The sequence below is a fragment of the Neorhizobium galegae genome, from assembly GCF_017877135.1.
Classification (GTDB): Bacteria; Pseudomonadota; Alphaproteobacteria; order Rhizobiales; family Rhizobiaceae; genus Neorhizobium; species Neorhizobium galegae_A.
Genome location: NZ_JAGIPH010000003.1, coordinates 18,545 through 34,332, shown reverse-complemented (window position 1 = coordinate 34,332; position 15,788 = coordinate 18,545). Strand labels below are relative to the sequence as shown.

The 15,788-nt window shown below is 62.0% G+C and carries 15 protein-coding genes; 5 read left to right on the top strand and 10 right to left on the bottom strand.

Going from position 1 to position 15,788, the window contains the following annotated elements; translation table 11 throughout:
* Positions 1 to 59: 59 nt before the first annotated feature.
* The 4 genes from J2858_RS10450 to J2858_RS10435 all read right to left on the bottom strand — a co-directional run bounded on the left by J2858_RS10450 (position 60) and on the right by J2858_RS10435 (position 5,796).
* Positions 60 to 3,077 (bottom strand): autotransporter outer membrane beta-barrel domain-containing protein, encoded by a 3,018-nt coding sequence (locus tag J2858_RS10450; protein WP_210104757.1) that lies wholly within the window; start codon positions 3,075 to 3,077, stop codon positions 60 to 62.
* 469 nt (positions 3,078 to 3,546) lie between these two features.
* Positions 3,547 to 4,566, bottom strand: a complete 1,020-nt coding sequence (gene ilvC, locus J2858_RS10445; RefSeq protein ID WP_210104756.1) for a ketol-acid reductoisomerase — start codon at positions 4,564 to 4,566, stop codon at positions 3,547 to 3,549.
* 61 nt (positions 4,567 to 4,627) lie between these two features.
* Complete coding sequence (locus tag J2858_RS10440) at positions 4,628 to 5,266, bottom strand: TetR/AcrR family transcriptional regulator C-terminal domain-containing protein (RefSeq protein WP_210104755.1); 639 nt, start codon at positions 5,264 to 5,266, stop codon at positions 4,628 to 4,630.
* Between the two features lie 119 nt (positions 5,267 to 5,385).
* Complete coding sequence (locus tag J2858_RS10435; RefSeq protein ID WP_210104754.1) at positions 5,386 to 5,796, bottom strand: winged helix-turn-helix transcriptional regulator; 411 nt, start codon at positions 5,794 to 5,796, stop codon at positions 5,386 to 5,388.
* A 124-nt stretch (positions 5,797 to 5,920) separates the two neighbouring features.
* Here J2858_RS10435 and J2858_RS10430 point away from each other — a divergent pair, with 124 nt between their 5' ends.
* Together J2858_RS10430 and J2858_RS10425 are read left to right on the top strand one after the other, a co-directional pair.
* Positions 5,921 to 6,802 carry an SDR family oxidoreductase gene (locus J2858_RS10430; protein WP_210104753.1) on the top strand — a complete coding sequence of 294 codons (882 nt, stop codon included), beginning with the start codon at positions 5,921 to 5,923 and terminating at the stop codon, positions 6,800 to 6,802.
* Between the two features lie 134 nt (positions 6,803 to 6,936).
* On the top strand, positions 6,937 to 7,848 hold the full coding sequence (locus J2858_RS10425; protein WP_210104752.1) for a bifunctional helix-turn-helix transcriptional regulator/GNAT family N-acetyltransferase: 912 nt from the start codon (positions 6,937 to 6,939) through the stop codon (positions 7,846 to 7,848).
* Between the two features lie 10 nt (positions 7,849 to 7,858).
* On the opposite strand, the gene J2858_RS10420 is transcribed toward J2858_RS10425, so the two are convergent.
* Positions 7,859 to 8,611, bottom strand: coding sequence for a pyridoxine 5'-phosphate synthase (locus J2858_RS10420; RefSeq protein WP_210104751.1), 753 nt, complete (start codon positions 8,609 to 8,611; stop codon positions 7,859 to 7,861).
* Positions 8,612 to 8,871: 260 nt separating this feature from the next.
* Between J2858_RS10420 and J2858_RS10415 the strand changes: the two genes are divergently transcribed.
* Positions 8,872 to 9,543 carry a MerR family transcriptional regulator gene (locus J2858_RS10415; RefSeq protein WP_210104750.1) on the top strand — a complete coding sequence of 224 codons (672 nt, stop codon included), beginning with the start codon at positions 8,872 to 8,874 and terminating at the stop codon, positions 9,541 to 9,543.
* 9 nt (positions 9,544 to 9,552) lie between these two features.
* Here J2858_RS10415 and J2858_RS10410 read toward each other — a convergent pair whose 3' ends face one another.
* The 5 genes from J2858_RS10410 to nthA all read right to left on the bottom strand — a co-directional run bounded on the left by J2858_RS10410 (position 9,553) and on the right by nthA (position 13,392).
* Entirely contained in the window at positions 9,553 to 10,677 is a 1,125-nt protein-coding gene (locus J2858_RS10410; RefSeq protein WP_210104749.1) for an ATP-dependent DNA helicase, read from the bottom strand.
* A 56-nt stretch (positions 10,678 to 10,733) separates the two neighbouring features.
* Positions 10,734 to 11,576: a hypothetical protein gene (locus J2858_RS10405; protein WP_210104748.1), complete on the bottom strand. Its 843-nt coding sequence runs from the start codon at positions 11,574 to 11,576 to the stop codon at positions 10,734 to 10,736.
* A 133-nt stretch (positions 11,577 to 11,709) separates the two neighbouring features.
* Positions 11,710 to 12,111, bottom strand: a complete 402-nt coding sequence (locus J2858_RS10400; protein ID WP_210104747.1) for a nitrile hydratase accessory protein — start codon at positions 12,109 to 12,111, stop codon at positions 11,710 to 11,712.
* Positions 12,098 to 12,757 carry a nitrile hydratase subunit beta gene (gene nthB / locus J2858_RS10395; RefSeq protein ID WP_210104746.1) on the bottom strand — a complete coding sequence of 220 codons (660 nt, stop codon included), beginning with the start codon at positions 12,755 to 12,757 and terminating at the stop codon, positions 12,098 to 12,100. Before nthB ends, J2858_RS10400 begins: the two co-directional genes overlap by 14 nt.
* Entirely contained in the window at positions 12,754 to 13,392 is a 639-nt protein-coding gene (nthA, locus tag J2858_RS10390; protein WP_210104745.1) for a nitrile hydratase subunit alpha, read from the bottom strand. The genes nthB and nthA overlap by 4 nt, the downstream gene beginning before the upstream one ends.
* A 381-nt stretch (positions 13,393 to 13,773) precedes the next feature.
* Between nthA and J2858_RS10385 the strand changes: the two genes are divergently transcribed.
* Both J2858_RS10385 and J2858_RS10380 read left to right on the top strand, forming a co-directional pair.
* Positions 13,774 to 14,733, top strand: a complete 960-nt coding sequence (locus tag J2858_RS10385; protein ID WP_210104744.1) for a helix-turn-helix domain-containing protein — start codon at positions 13,774 to 13,776, stop codon at positions 14,731 to 14,733.
* 438 nt (positions 14,734 to 15,171) lie between these two features.
* Positions 15,172 to 15,780 carry a protein rhiA gene (locus J2858_RS10380; protein ID WP_210104743.1) on the top strand — a complete coding sequence of 203 codons (609 nt, stop codon included), beginning with the start codon at positions 15,172 to 15,174 and terminating at the stop codon, positions 15,778 to 15,780.
* The last annotated feature ends 8 nt before the right edge of the window (positions 15,781 to 15,788 follow it).

Here is a 15,788-nt window from a genome sequence, read left to right as displayed (position 1 = left end):
GACTGTTTAAATCCGGGGGAGCGAAATGAAGTGCAAAGTTTGGGTCCACCCATGCGCGCTCAGAAGCGCAGGTTGAAGCCTGCCTTCACGCCGTGGGCGCTGTTTCCGTCGCCGAACTCACCATCATAGTTGAGGGAGATGGTGCTGGCGGGCGTCGGGGCAAAGGACAGGCCGAGACCGACGACCGCGCTGTCACGGGCGGGCTTGGCGCCGGCGATGGTGAAGGAATCACCACCTGTCACAAAAGCCATCTGCGTATTGGCGGTGCTTTCGCCAATGGCATGACGCCAGCCGGCATGGGCATTGACGGCACCGGTCGTCGCGCCGACGGCCGGCAAGGCCCAGGCGACGCGGGCGCCAAGGGTGGAATACAGCGTGCTGTCCGAAAGGCCCGTGCCGGTCAGGGCTGCCGTGCCGCCCGCTTCGGTGAAGCTGTCGCTATCATAATGCACGAAGGTGAGGTTGCCGAAGGGCTGCCAGCGAAAATCCCCCTGCGACAAAACCGTGCTGACCTCACCGAATGCCTGGAAGGATTGGGAATCGTAATCGGCCGTCAGCCGGTCGTTGACGGTGCCAAGCGCAACGGTGCGGGTGGTATCAATGGTGCGCAGCGTGTAGGCGCCGCCGAAGCTGAAGCGCAGCGCGTCGACAGACGTCGCAGCCGAGAGACCGACGTAATAGCTGTCTGCCTCGGAATACCCCGTGCCGCTATCGGCGCTGACGCGGTCGCTGCCGATGGCTGCGGTGAGCCCAACATCCCAGCCTTCGACCAACGTGCCTTTGGCGCCGATGGCAAGACCGCGGCCCGTATCGGTGAGCGACGAACCAAGGTCTGCGCCATCGCGTTCGGCACGCCGGCCGAAACCGGTCATCCAGAAGGTGCCATCGCCTGCCACAGTCTTGTCAGCAGGCGCAGCCAGGGAACCGGCGCCATTCAGCTGCGACAGCATGAGCGTGCTGAACAGCAGGTCGGATTCCACATGCCCGCCGATCTGCGAGGCATGGATGGCACCACTCAATTGATCCAGCGATGCATCCGCGGACGAGCCGGTGCTCCACAAAAGATCGTCATAGAACGGGGAAGATGTGCCCAGACTGTCGATGGCGCTGCCCACCGAGCGTGCATTGATGCCGGTGGCGGAATTCGTGAAGCTGCCGCCCACCTGCTGATAGCCGAGCGTCACGCTCGACGGGTTATAGTTGACGTCAAGCTCGATGAACGACCAGGGATCGCGTAGCGCCGTGAAGGAACCGTTGACCGTCCCGCTGCCGGTCAGGGTGATCAACTCGTAGACCGTGGTCAGAGGATTGGCGACGCGCAGGTTGGCAACAGCAAGCGTCGTCCCGGCCGCAATGTTCACATCGCCGCTGACCACGATATTGTCGCTTACCCCGGTCGTCGTAAGGTCCGCCACATAGGTCGAGCCGGTAAGGAAGCTCAGGTCGCCGTACACATACATGGTGCCGGGCGAGTGGCCTGGCGCGACGGAGCCGCCATCACCGACCGTCAGGTCACCGACACTGCCGGCTCCGCTCAGCTCAACGCCACGTCCGACGAGAAAATCGGCATAGCGCAGATCACCATCGACCACCACATTCGCGCCCGTCAGCGACACAAGGCCGGAATAGAGGCTGGTGCCGTTGAGGGTCAGCACACCGGTTCCGGTGGCCGCGACGGTGTCAAACCCCTGATACTGGGCCGTATCTCCGAGAACTGATGCGTCCAGCGTGGTGGCATTGGCGAAATCCAGCTGCAGGGTGGCGTCGCCCGATGCCACCACATTGCCGGTGATGCTGGAGCCGTCCCTCAGGATCAACCGGCTGGTGTCGGCTGTCAGCGAAACGGCGTTGCCGCCGCTGGCGGTGATCGCACCGCTGTTGGTCAGCGTTACCGAATCGCCCGTGAGCGCAATGCCGGTTCCGGCTGTGGATGTGATTGTGCCGGAATTGTCGAGGGAGACACTGCCGGCAGCCGTGCTGGCATAGACGCCATTGGCGCCGGAAATGCTGCCGGCATTGGCGGCGGTGATATCGCCATTGATCGTCACCAGATGCAAGCCAGTGTTCGAGATGCCGACCATCTGGCCGGTGACCGTGTTGTCGATAGTGATGTCACCGAAGCCGTCGCCAGTCGTCTCCGTCCCTGACGTCACACGCACGCCATAGGCTTCCGCCTGGGCGAGGCCGGAATTGACGACACTGGCGTCACCATATTCGGATGCGACCCGGATGCCCGCCTTGTTGCCCGTGGAAACCGCAGAGGAAATGACGGAGCCGGAATTGGTGACAGATATCTCTCCGGTCGTGTCGGACCAGGCATAGATCCCCGATTGCGTCTGCGAGGTGAGAGAACCGGAATTGTTCGCTTCGATATCGCCATGATACTGGATCATGCGGATCGCTTCAGCATAGGCCGTGATATCACCGCTATTGGTGACCGAAACCAGCTCGCCGCCCGTCGAATCGTGGCCGCCATCGGCATAAATGCCCCATTCGCTGCTGGAAGAGAGGTCGCCGGAATTGACGATGTCTATACTGCCGGCATTGGTGGAAGCGCTGATGGCGCTCGTTCCGGTGGAGGTGATCTCTGCTCCGCTGTTGATCGTAATGTCACCGCCCAGTTCGGCTCTCACCCATAACCCGCCGAAACCGCCGGTATTGACGATGGTGACGGTCGGATCCAGCGTGATACTGATACTTTCTACAAGCACCTTCGGCGCGACGTTGATTGCACCATAGTCCGGGGTGTTGATGGTGGTATTGCTGACGGAGAGCGTCAGCGTGCCAAAGACATCTGGATCGGTGTCGAAGGGGAAGAAGTCGATCTTGTTGTCGCTCCCCGAAATCGTCAGCCCGTCGACACTCAGCGAGGCGTCTCCCTGTTGCGGCTGAACATAGACCCCGTCGTTACCGCACTTGATCGTGATGACGTCCCCAGTCACCGAACAGCCGGCGAAAGCCGGATCGGCGGTGCCCATCATCGAGCAGAGAACCGTCGTTGCGCCGACAATCCCGACAAAGGCCGCATGGCAGAGCAATCCGCTCCTGCGGCGCTGCAACCTGAAATTTTTCATCATGCCCCCCCGGATTCGCTGTCTTAGCAAGCCTCAGCTTACAAGGGGCCCGCTCTGCCGCAGCACCACAATGACGAAATACTTTGCGACGGACATAAAAAAGCCGGCGCCTGTCACTCAGACGCAACTAAAGCCAGGAGAAAAATCCGATTTTTTGGAGGATAATATGCCTATCCGCAAATCCGTATTTCTAGAAATACTAAACGACGCGTGCCGTATCGTGCATTACTTCAGGATTAAGTGAATAACAACACAATAAATACTGCACTGCAGCAGAAGCGTATGTCAGCCTCTGCCAGAGACGGCTGACACGCACATCGGCAAGACGGGGCCATGCGCGATCCTGGTTCAGCTTCCCGCGTGGAAGGCCCCGAAAACGCCGAGGGGCCGGACGCTTTTCGACGTCCGGCCCCTCATCAGTCAGGATATGCGGCCTGCGTCCTGCCCGAAGGCGGGCCGCGGCATCCAGTGCTTAGTTGACGGCCTTGTCGACCAGCTTGTTCTTGCCGATCCAGGGCATCATGGCGCGCAGCTTGGTGCCGACTTCCTCGATCTGGTGGCTGTCGTTGAGGCGGCGGATGCCCTTGAAGCGGGCGCCGCCGGCGCGGTATTCCTGCATCCAGTCAGAGGTGAACTTGCCGGTCTGGATGTCGGTGAGGACGCGCTTCATTTCGGCCTTGGTTTCTGCCGTGATGATGCGCGGACCGGTGACGTATTCGCCCCATTCCGCCGTGTTCGAGATCGAGTAGTTCATGTTGGCGATGCCGCCTTCATAGATCAGGTCGACGATGAGCTTGACTTCGTGCAGGCACTCGAAATAGGCCATTTCCGGTGCGTAGCCGCCTTCGACCAGCGTTTCGAAGCCGGCGCGGATGAGTTCGACGAGACCGCCGCACAGAACGACCTGCTCACCGAAGAGGTCGGTTTCGCACTCTTCCTTAAACGAGGTTTCGATGATGCCCGAACGGCCGCCGCCGACGCCGCAGGCGTAGGAGAGCGCCAGTTCCAGCGCATTGCCCGAACCGTTCTGGTGGACGGCCACGAGGCAGGGCACGCCGCCGCCCTTCTGGTATTCGCCGCGAACCGTGTGGCCCGGGCCCTTCGGTGCGATCATGACGACGTCGACCGACGCCTTCGGCTCGATGAGGCCGAAGTGAACGTTGAGGCCGTGGGCGAATGCGATGGCTGCGCCGTCGCGGATATTGCCGGCGATTTCGGCCTTGTAGATATCGGCCTGCAGCTCGTCCGGGGTTGCCATCATCAGCAGGTCTGCCCAGGCGGCCGCTTCGGCAACGGTCATGACCTTGAAGCCATCGGCTTCGGCCTTCTTGATGGTCGGCGAACCGGCCTTCAGCGCGATGACGACGTTGTTTGCGCCGGAATCCTTCAGGTTCAGCGCGTGGGCGCGACCCTGGCTGCCATAGCCGACGATGACGACGTTCTTGGACTTGATGAGGTTGAGATCAGCATCCCGATCGTAATAGACGCGCATTGTAGTGTCCTTCCCTATGCGGTGTTGTTTGTGCGGTTAAGTCATCATCCGAAAGCGTCGTTCAGGCGTTTTCGGTATCCGGTCCCACGCCATAGAGCTGCAGGAAGGCATCCACCGCCTTTGCCGCCTGGCGTGCATTGTCCTTGAGGCCCGGTTCGCCCAGAAGCATGCGCACATGCAGATCCGAGACGACGAGGCCGTAAAGCGTGTGATAGGCGCCGTCGGCATCGGCAAATCGCAGGAGCCCTGCCCGACGGCCGGCTTCCATGAGGCCGATGGCGCGCCGGTCAATCTGACGGCGGCCATGTTCGATGAGGAGGCGGCCGAGCTTGGATCCCTCGCGGCTTGCCTGGCCGATGGCCAGCCGGTTGAGCGCCAGCGACACATCCCCCGACAGAACCTCCAGAAGATCGCGCCCGAAGATTTCCAGGTGTTCGCGCAGCAGATCGGCCGTCAGGCGCCCGGCGCCCCGCTCGAAGGTGCGCACCTTGGCCGCCTGAAAGGCAATCATCGCCGCCAGCAATCCGTCGCGATCGCCGAACCACTTGTAGAGGCTTTCCTTGGAACAGTTAGCGGCGCGCGCCAGGCCCGAAGTGGTCAGTGCCTTTTCGCCGCCATCCACCAGAAGCTTCAGCGCCTGTTCCAGAACAGCGTTCTGGCGGGGCGAAAACTCCGGAATTTCTGGCAGTTCAGCAGACACGATCAAGCCCTCCTCAAGTACCGTACGGTACGGTTCGTGATCTACCCGCAGTTTTCTGTGCGGTCAAGAGGGCACGAGAGGCGGCAGCTTGAAATTTTAAAAGATCTGGAAAAGACGGATCAGCGCGCGAGATCGGACCCGTCGAAGGCCAGACGGGCAGCCTTGACCTGCTCGTGATTGTCCTGCGCCCACTGCAGCACCTTCGACAGCGGCGCAAACAGCGAATGGCCAAGCGGGGTCATGCTGTATTCCACGCTCGGCGGCTTGGTGGGGTAGACCGTGCGGGCAATATAGCCGTCGCGTTGCAGGTCCCGCAGGGTCTGCGTCAGCATGCGCTGCGAAATGTCGGGCACGAGCCGGCGCAGTTCCCCGAAGCGATAGGGACGGTCGGAGAGCGCATGCAACAGCAGCGTCGACCACTTGCCGGCAATCTGGCTGATGACATCACGCACCGGGCAGTTGTCGCTGTCCCAGCCGTCGACCTGCGCCATAACGGCAGAGAAACTGGTGACTTCAGCGCGCTGATTCATGGTGGTTCCTTCAAGGTAACGATCTCCCGCAAAACTGCCTCCTTTACAGGGGCGGGTCAATTCCTATTGTAGTGCAACTCTCAAAATGAGAGCATCGCAGCAGACCTTGCAAAGGGACTTTTCAATGACACGGATACTCGTCACAGGCGCTTCGGGCCAGCTCGGTCGCGGCGTTCTCGCCCATCTCCTGGCAGAGGCCAAGATCCCGGCAGACCAGATCGTCGCCGCCAGCCGCGATCCGGCAAAACTTGGAGAATGGGCAGCAAAGGGCATCGAAACGCGCGCGGCCGATTTCAACGACCCCGCTGGCCTTGAAGCCGCCTTTGCCGGCATCGACCGCCTGCTGCTGATCTCGACCGACGAACTGGCCGTCCCCGGCAAGCGTCTGGAGCAGCACAAGGCGGCCGCCGCCGCCGCCGCAAAGGCCGGCGTCAAGCATATCCTCTACACCTCGATGCCGAACCCGGACAAATCGCTGGTTTCGTTTGCGCCGGATCATCTGGGCACCGAGGAGGCAATCAAGGCCAGCGGCCTTTCCTACACGATCCTGCGCAATTCCTGGTATCTCGACAATTACGTCGGCAGCATGGCGCGCAACCTTGCATCCGGCCAGTGGTTCACCGCGATCGGCGCCGGCCGCCAGCCCAATATCTCGCGCGACGATTGCGCCGCGGCTGCAGCAGCTGCCCTTGCCAATCCGCCGGCCGGCAATGTCATCCTGACGCTGACGGGCTCGGAACTGCTCGGTGCAGACGATGTGGCGGCCATCGTGTCCAAGGCCGCCGGAAAGCCGCTGGCGGTTGTACCCGTCAACGACGAGCAGCTCGCCGCCGGTGCCGCGAGCGCCGGCCTGCCGCCCTTCGTCGTTGATCTCATTGTCTCGGCCGATGCCAATACCCGTGCCGGCAATTTCGAGATCCTGACCGACGCCTTTGAACGGCTGACCGGACGCAAGCCGCAATCCGCCGCCGCGTTTTTCGAGGCACACAAGGCAGCGCTCGGCTGAGCAATCAGCGCCCCCTCCACCTATCGGACTTTCAACGCCGGCGAAGTTTCGCCGGCGTTTTTGCGTGAAGCGCGCAAATTTACTTGACTCCGTCAACAAATTTCCCCCCTGAATGCTCGAAAGAGGTTCAGCCCATGATCGATCTCCTCGACAGCATCCGCGATTTCAACCGCTTCTATACGCAGCAGCTCGGCATTCTCGGCCGCAACTATCTCGGCGCCGGCTATACGCTGGCTGAAGCGCGTGTCCTGCATGATATCGGCGCTACTCCAGGCGTTGCGGCCAATATCCTCGCGCGCAGTCTGTCGCTCGATCCGGCCTATCTCAGCCGTATCCTCAAGACTTTTCGCGCCCGCGGGCTGGTGGTGGCAGAAGAGGACCCGAGGGACAGGCGCAGCCAGACGCTGGTGCTGACGCCGCAAGGCGAGGACGAGCGGGCGCGGCTTGCCGACCTGTCACGCCAGCAGATCGCGGCAGCGCTCGAAAGACTGCCCGCCGAGGGCTACCAGCCGCTTGCGCAAGCCATCGCCGTCATGCGCGACAGCTTTGGCGGCGGCGAAGCATCGGCACCAGTCGTGTTCAGAGATCATCGGCCCGGAGACATGGGTTGGGTCATTGCCGCACAGGCCGAATTCTACACACGCACATTCGGATGGAACGACCAGTTCGAGGCGCTTGTGGCCGAGGTCGCCGGCCAGTTTTTGAAAAACTTCAATCCGGCGCGCGAAAAAGCATGGATTGCCGAGCGCGGCGGAAACCGCCTCGGCTCGATCTTCATCATGGATGGCGGATCGGACGTGGCAAAGCTGCGCCTTCTTTACGTCGACCCCGCCGCACGCGGACTGGGGCTTGGCAAGGCCCTGGTTGAAGACGCCATCGGGTTTTCAAGGCGCAGCGGCTACCGCTCGCTCAGCCTCTGGACCAATGACAATCTTGCGGCAGCGCTCGCCCTCTATCAGAAGGCTGGGTTCCGGCTGGTATCGGAGGAGCGGCATAGCATGTTCGGCCCTGAGCTCAACGGCCAGACATGGGTGCTCGATCTCTGAGCGCCGGTGTTCAGACCTTTTCCCCGCAGGCACGGCGAAAGCGCCGCACGGTCTCGGCCATGCCGTATTCCAGCGCATCCGCCGTCAGACCATGGCCGATGGATACCTCGGCAAGATCGGGAATGCGCGCGGCAAGAGCGGGAAGATTGGCCACCGTCAAATCGTGGCCGGCATTCACGCCAAGCCCTTCGACCTTGGCCGCATCGGCGGTGCGCCCCAGAAGCTCGAGCATTTCGCGCGCCTTTTCCGGCTGATCATAGCACCCGCCGTATGGCCCGGTATAAAGCTCGATGCGGTCGGCGCCGGTCGCCTTGGCAAGCTTCACCGCCTCGACATCGCCGTCACCATCGGCAAACAGCGACACCCGCATGCCGGCTGACTTCAGGCGCGCAACGATCGGCTTCAGCATCTCGCCCTGGCGGCGGAAATCGAACCCGTGGTCGGAGGTTGCCTGGGCGGGGTCGTCGGGCACAAGCGTCACCTGCTCCGGCTGCGTCTTCTCGCACAGCGCCAGAAAATCCTCCGAAGGATAGCCTTCGATGTTGAACTCGGCCTTCGGAAACACATCGTCGATCAGCGCCCGCAGCACCGGCAGATCGGAAAAGCGGATATGGCGCTGGTCGGGTCGCGGATGCACCGTCAGCCCGTAGGCGCCCGCTTCAAGCGCCACGCGACCGAGATGCTCGACACTTGGCCACGGCAGATCGCGACGATTGCGCAGCATGGCAACGGCATTCAGATTGACGGAAAGCTTCGCGGGCATCGCACGGGTCCTTGAGCAGGCAATGGCCGCATGTCTAAAGCAAAGGCCGGCGCATCGGCAATGGAATTATCCGCCCGTTTCCACGCAAATTGCTGAAGGATCTATCAATTCTTGTGGCCATAGAATCGCAGTTTCGCATCCGGAATAAACTGTTAACTTTAGAATTGCATAAAATAGGTGCAGCGACCGCCGCACCTTGCACTTTCAGCAGGCAGACGGGCTGGCGGAGCCTGCCTGTGCTGCATGAGGAGGAGACAGTCATGCGGGTACACACATCGAGTGAAACCATGGGGCGCCCAGCCCCCGCCTTCCTGCCTCGGATTGGGCCGGACCTCAGTGGTGACGGTCAGCCCATCGGCATTTCAGACATGGCCGAACTCTTCGGCGTCACCCACCGCACCCTGCATTTCTACGAGGAAAAGGGCCTGATCAGCGCGGAACGGCTGGGCATGATGCGGGTCTATGACCACCGCATGATCCGCAAGATGGCGGTGATCAACGCCTGCCGCGAAATCGGCATGCCGCTTTCTGCCATCCAGGACCTGATGCAGGACCTGAGCGAGGCGGCAAGCCAGCTGGAGGCGGACGCGATTTTCTGCCGGGTGCTCGACAGCCGCAAGCGCGAACTGACCTCCGACATTTCCTCGATCCACCGGCAGATCCAGCAGATCCGCACGCTGGTGAACGAGATCGACATCACACCGACGGTGACGGCGGGTGTCCATGTCGAACCCCTCACCTTTTGCGAGCGCGACCGGCGATGCCTCGTGCTGATGACGGAAGGTTTCAAGGGCGCCGACCTTGCCCGGCAGCTCAACATGACGGAAGAGGAATTGGCAGCACTCGAGGAAAGCCTGATCGTGCGGCTTGGCGTATCCAACCGTTTCCAGGCGGCCGCCAAGGCGATCGTGCTTGGTCTTCTGCCGCACTGATCCAGCAGATTACCGGACGATGGTGATGGTTTCGGCGGCCCGGGTGATCGCCGTATAGAGCCAGCGCTCGCGGCTGTCGCGAAAGGCCCAGCTTTCGTCGAACAAGACGACATTGTTCCACTGCGAGCCTTGCGCCTTGTGGACAGTCAGCGCATAGCCGAAATCGAACTCGTCATAGCGCTTGCGGGTGGTCCAGGGGATCTCCCCCTCCTCCTCGAAAGCCTGTTTCAACAGCTTGATCTTGGCCGCACCGCGGTTCATGTCGTCGTCTTCCGGGCGGATCATCAGGTTGATGCCGGGCTTGACGGTCTCGCGCGACGAACTCATCACCTGCCACAGCGAACCGTTGAGCAGTCCTTTGGCCGGATCGTTGCGCAGGCAGACCAGCTTGTCGCCGGATTGCGGATGCGGCAGGCTGAAACCCTTGAGCTCCCGCAGCCGCTGGTTATAGCGCCGGCGCGTCTTGTTGGTGCCGACAAGCACCTGATCGGCCTCCAGAACCAGCGTCTGGTTGACATCATTGCGCGAGATCACCTGGGCGGTTCCGTAATCGCCATGCATGATCTCGCGGCCTTCGCGCACCTGCATGGCAAGCTGGATGATCGGGTTGTCACGGGCCTGGCGATGAATCTCGGTCAAAAGATAGTCCGGCTCCTGCTCGGTGAAGAAACCGCCGCCGGAAACGGGCGGCAGCTGGCCGGGATCGCCGAGCACCAGGATCGGTGTGCCAAAGCTCATCAGGTCCTTGCCAAGCTGCTCGTCCACCATCGAGCATTCGTCGATGACGATGAGGGCGGCCTTGGCAAGCGGGCTCTGGCGATTGATGGAAAACATCGGCGAGACCGATGTCTTGCCGGTTTCCTCGTCTTCCACCGCTTCCTCGCCGCGCGGGCGGTAGATCAGCGAGTGGATGGTGCGTGCATTGGTGGCGCCGCGCGAGCGCAGCACCTGGGCCGCCTTGCCGGTAAAGGCGGCAAACAGCACCTCGCCATCGACATTTTCGGCAAAATGCTTCGCAAGCGTCGTCTTGCCGGTTCCGGCATAGCCGAACAGGCGGAAGACCTGGCTACGGCCATCCTTCAGCCATTTCGAAACGGCCTTCAGGGCCTCATCCTGTTGCGGTGCGAACTGCATGACCCTTCATTCAAGGATTCGGAACAGAATAGCAACCTGAAACACAGCCCGGGCCGCTACTTCACCTCGAATGTGGCAGGCTTGGACTCCAGCCCGGCATCGCCCGGATTGATGACGGTGACTTGAAGCGTCGCGGGTCCCTGCAGCACATCAGCCGGCAGCGCGATCTTCAGGCGTCCATCACCATCGGCCGCCGCGTCGCAGGCCGTGCCATCGACCTTGACGACGGCCTTGGGATCGAAATAGCGGCCGATGACGACGACCTCTGCCTTCGTGGCGCCTGTCTGCGTCTCGGCGGGATCGAGCTTGTCGATCACCGGCGTCTTGGCATCCATCGCATCCTGCACTTTCGGCGCCTTGAGGATCGTGTCGAACAACTCGTCGAGCTTGGCGATGCCTTTGCGGGCGAACATGCCGGTCAGCCCGGCAATAGCCGCAAGGGCTGCCGGATTAAGCGGAGCCGAGGCCTGTTCACCCGCCTGTGGTGCAAGCGTCAGCAGCCCCGCCTGCAATAGCAGCCCCATCAGCAGGCCCAGCACCATGCCAAAGACGGGATGCATCACATACCACCAGATCCAGTTCTGATTGAACTGGCCGAGCCCTTTGTGAATGGCGAATTTGTAGGCGGAGTTAAGCGCCCCACCCAGCGCGCCGGAGACGGCAACAAGAAGCAGGACGATCACTTCGCTGCTTCTCACCCCAAGGAGATTGGTAACACCGGTCGCCTTTGCGGCGGCAGGCGCAAGCGGCCCAAAAAACATCTGCCAGGCGGACTTTGGTTCAGAAATTGCAATCGGCCAGGCAACGACCAGCAGCCCGGTAAAAAGAAGTGGGGCCAGGATCAGATAGCCCCCAAGGATATAATCAGAATGTCCCGGCTCTTCTGTATTCGCGCTCACCTTGTCCCCCAGGTGCGAATAAATCGAACGTACCCTTTTATCTACATCAACATTCAATCAACGAGAAGTCTATTTGAAATTACAGGATGCAAATCTTCCCGACCACATCCAGCAGGACAAAAATACCGGATATTTACACGCCGCCCCGCCGTCCCGCGTCGGGCAAATGCTGCGGATCATTGCTGAGCACGATCGGACTGCCATGCGGCGTTGCCTCTGCGGCGCGTTGCCAGCTGTGCTGCAGAGCGAGCACCTGCCCCTCCTCGGCCACCCCCTTCTCGGCCAAGAGGTGGGACAGCGCCGCCACCCAGGCGTCGAAATAATCCGCGCCGTCGGCGGCCCGCTCCGGCCGCTTCACCTCGCGCGACAGGTGTTCTGCCCATTCCGCCCAGGAGAAGACGCCACGCTCGTAAAGATGGACGGTCAGTGCAAAGGCCTTGGCCTGCCATGGCTCGGCAAACACCGGTGCGCCCTCGGACGAGACGGGAAGGCCTGGAGAGCCGGCGAGCGGCGACACGGTTTCACACTGGCTCAAGATAGCTCTCCCAGGCATCGATGGAGACGGTGAGCGTCGGGTCGCTTCCCTCGCCCCAGATCTCGCGACCGTCGAACACCACGGTATAGACCCATTGCGGGTTTTCGCCGCGACCATGGGCATTGTCGTCGGGGTAGACGAAAAATCCCTGCACCGCCTCGATGACCCCGGTCTTTGCGCGGGCATAGCGCGGCAGACGGGTATGGCCCAAGGTGTGGATATTGCGCGTGCGCACGCGCTGGCCGACGACGAAGACAGGCGCACCCTCTGCAGGCCGGTCGCAGGGTCCACCCTTCGCCAGCACGGACGGCACCATTGCGGCCTCCAGCACCCGGCGGGGTGTAGCGCCGGGGCCAAGGCTGTGGCCCGCCGCAAGCTCCGCCTCCGTTACGAAGCGGTGACGCTTGAGCAGCACTTCCAGCGCGCGGATCCAGATTTCGTAATAGCTTGCCGACAGGTACGCCGCGGGCGCAATATTTTCCCGTGCGTGCCGGCTCTCATCGATGGTCCAGGCGCCAAAAGCCCCGCAGGCGAGCGTGACGCCCAAGGCGCGCTTTTCCCAGTCGCCGTGAAAATAGGGCTCGTCCGTTTCCGGTCGCACCGGGCCGTGGCCCATCTGGCCACCCAGATCATGCGGGCCGTTCATGCCGCCACCTCGCCGGCGCTGCGGGCAAGACCGGTGCCAATCATACTGTCGCGGGTGACAAGTTCCGCCAGCCGTTCTTCGCTCCAGCCTTCCGTCCCTTCGGGGCGCTGAGGCACCACGAGATAGCGGAGCTCGGCGGTGGAATCCCACACGCGGACCTTCTTGTCCTGCGGCAAGGCGACGCCGAAGTCCGAGAGCACGCCACGCGGATCCATGACCGCCTTGGCGCGGTAGGCCGGCGCCTTGTACCACACCGGCGGAAGCCCAAGCACGGACCAGGGATAGCAGGAGCACAGCGTACAGACGACGAGATTGTGCGTCTCGTTGGTATTGAAGACGGCGCGCATATGTTCGCCCTGGCGACCGGTATAGCCAAGGCTTGCAATGGCGGACGTCGCATCGATGGCGAGCCATTCGGAAAAGGCCCCGTCGGCCCAGGCTTTGGCCACCACCCTCGCGCCGTTGCGCGGTCCGATCTTCGTCTCGTAGGTTTCGACGATCGCATCAAGTGCCAGCGGGTCGATGAGCCCCTTTTCCGTCAGAACCGTTTCCAGCGCCAAAACCCGCGCCTGCATGTCGCTGTAGTGATTGTCGTGATCATGGTCATGATCGTGGTGATCGTGGTCGCTGTGCATCGTCGTGGTCCTTGCATCCGCCTGCCGGTGACCATGGAACAGATTGTGTGCCACGTTCAAGTGCGCGTTTGCATCCGGCAACGAAGAGGCAGGTGATGCCTCCCCATCGATGGCGCCGATCTCTGCGATGTGCCTGGCGCATTCCCTCATCCACAACCGTACCAGCACTCCGGAATACAACCTAAAAAATAAAAAAATCGTTAGTTGAAAACCTAGAATTGTACTCGCAATTTTGCCTCCAGGCACAACCTGGAGATGCAAATGTCACACAATCAGAATTTGATACCGCTCCCTGCCACCGCCTCTGGCATGCCCGCACCCATCCCATTGGGCCGCGCCCTGTCTGACATACCTCGCGCCTGCTCCTGCGAAAGCGGCCTGATGCTTGCCTTTGATTTCCACCGCACCAACAGGCTCCGACCGCGCGAGGAGATGGCGCACGGAACTGCCTATCACGGCGAAGCCTTCCTGCTTCTCGACGAGCATCTCGCCGACGGGCGCTATCGGCGCAGTCAGGAGAAGGCAGAAGTCGACGATATGGATGCCCTCATCGTCTCGGTCCTGGTCCAAGGGCGCGCGGCGCTTTGGCAGGACAGGTGGATGCGGCTGCGCCCGGGGGATGTGATCGTCCTCGACCTTGCCCTGGCGACGGATCTCTGCACGGTGGGCGCGCACATGATCCACATGATCGTGCCGCGCTGCCATCTGCCATCGCTTGACGGCGGCTGGGGAACCCCACGCATCTATCCGGCTCAAGTCACGGCTGCAAAACTTACCGGCAACCTCCTGAAAACGCTGGCAGACACCATGGCCGGCGCCGGACGGCATGAGATCCATCCCATAAGCTCCGCGCTGCTGCGGCTCATCGAAGCCACGCTTGGCCCACCGGCTGTCTCTGCGGTCCGGGGGGCGACGCTTGCCCGGCGGATACGCCGCTACATCGAGGACAACCTGCGGAGCCATACCCTTACCCCCGCCGGCCTGGCGCGGCAGTTCGCCATTTCCCGCAGCCAGCTCTACCGGATCTTTGCGCGCGCCGGCGGCGTGGAAACCTATATCCGCAACCGTCGTCTGCGTCGGTGCATGATTGCGCTCACAGATCCGGCCGAGCAGCACCGGCGGATCGGCGATATCGCCTATGCGCTTGGCTTTTCGGACGAGGCCCATTTCAGCCGGCTGTTCCGCGCCACCTATGGCCGCTCGCCCCGCGCCATACGGCAGGCAGCCCGTGCCGGCACGCTGGAAAGCCTGCAGCCGTCGCGGCCTCCCTCCGAAGGAATAGCCCTGCTCGCCGCCTGGCTCGCCGAAATCTGCTCCCGAGTCAATACATCCCATGATTGAAGTTGAGCTGACACGCAAATACAACTTTTGCGAACGTTAAGACAATGACAACCGTGAAAGTTGCATCTATATCTTGTTGCAACAGAGAGATGGAGGAGCCGGCGACGACCAGAGCGCTGCACCTCCCGAACGAGAGGAGGCCCGCCATGAACGATCAGAGAGCCACCGGCCCACGTGCTTCCGGAGAGGCCCAGGCTATGCCGTTCCCTGCCCTGCGGGCCTCCTCGGCGCAAGCGCTCTGCACACCGAAGGGTCGCCCGCCGCGGCACCCCTGACCCGACGCGCCGCCGGCTTGCCCGGCGGTCCATCCAGATCCCTCTCCGCTGGTTTTTCCGCCCACACCAGACGGAAGGGATGGAGCCGGTGCCTGCCGCACCCCATGGGCACCGGCTCCTCCATCACTTCGAGGCGAACACACAAGAACCGGAAGGTACGTTCATGACCATCTATTCTCTCACTTGCGTCAACAATTCGCAGATCTCCGGCAGCTTTGCCGTCTTCCAGAAGGCGCCGCCGTCCACCATGCCCGGCAATGTCTTTTCGCTGGCCTGGTTTGCACGCCCCACGGCGCCCAGTACCCGCGTCACCTTTTCCTGGGACCTCGCCTACAGCTTCACCTGGTCTGAAACCGGCATCCTGAAGCCCGGCATCAACTTCGACGCCTCGCAGGTCGTGCCGGCCGATCCGAATGCCCAGAACCTGATCCAGCTGAAGCAGGACGCCTATGGCGCAACCACCTTTGCCAACCCGAGTTCGGCCGGCACCCTCGGCTCGCTGACCATCCAGCAGCTGTCCAACGTGGTGCCCAACCAGACCTCGGTCGGCATCGGCATGGCAGGCTCCGGCACCTTTGCCGTCCAGGCTCAGCCGAACATGACGGCCGTCTTCACGCCGCACCCGAATTACTGGGTGATCTTCGGCAATTTCGAAACCGGCGACGTGATCGACATCGAGGATGTGACGGGCGCCATCGAGGTGACGTATGGCGGGGCGCTCACCTCGCGCACCGCCGTCCTCGGCCTTGACAACATCATCACCGTTTCCTGATCCTTCCC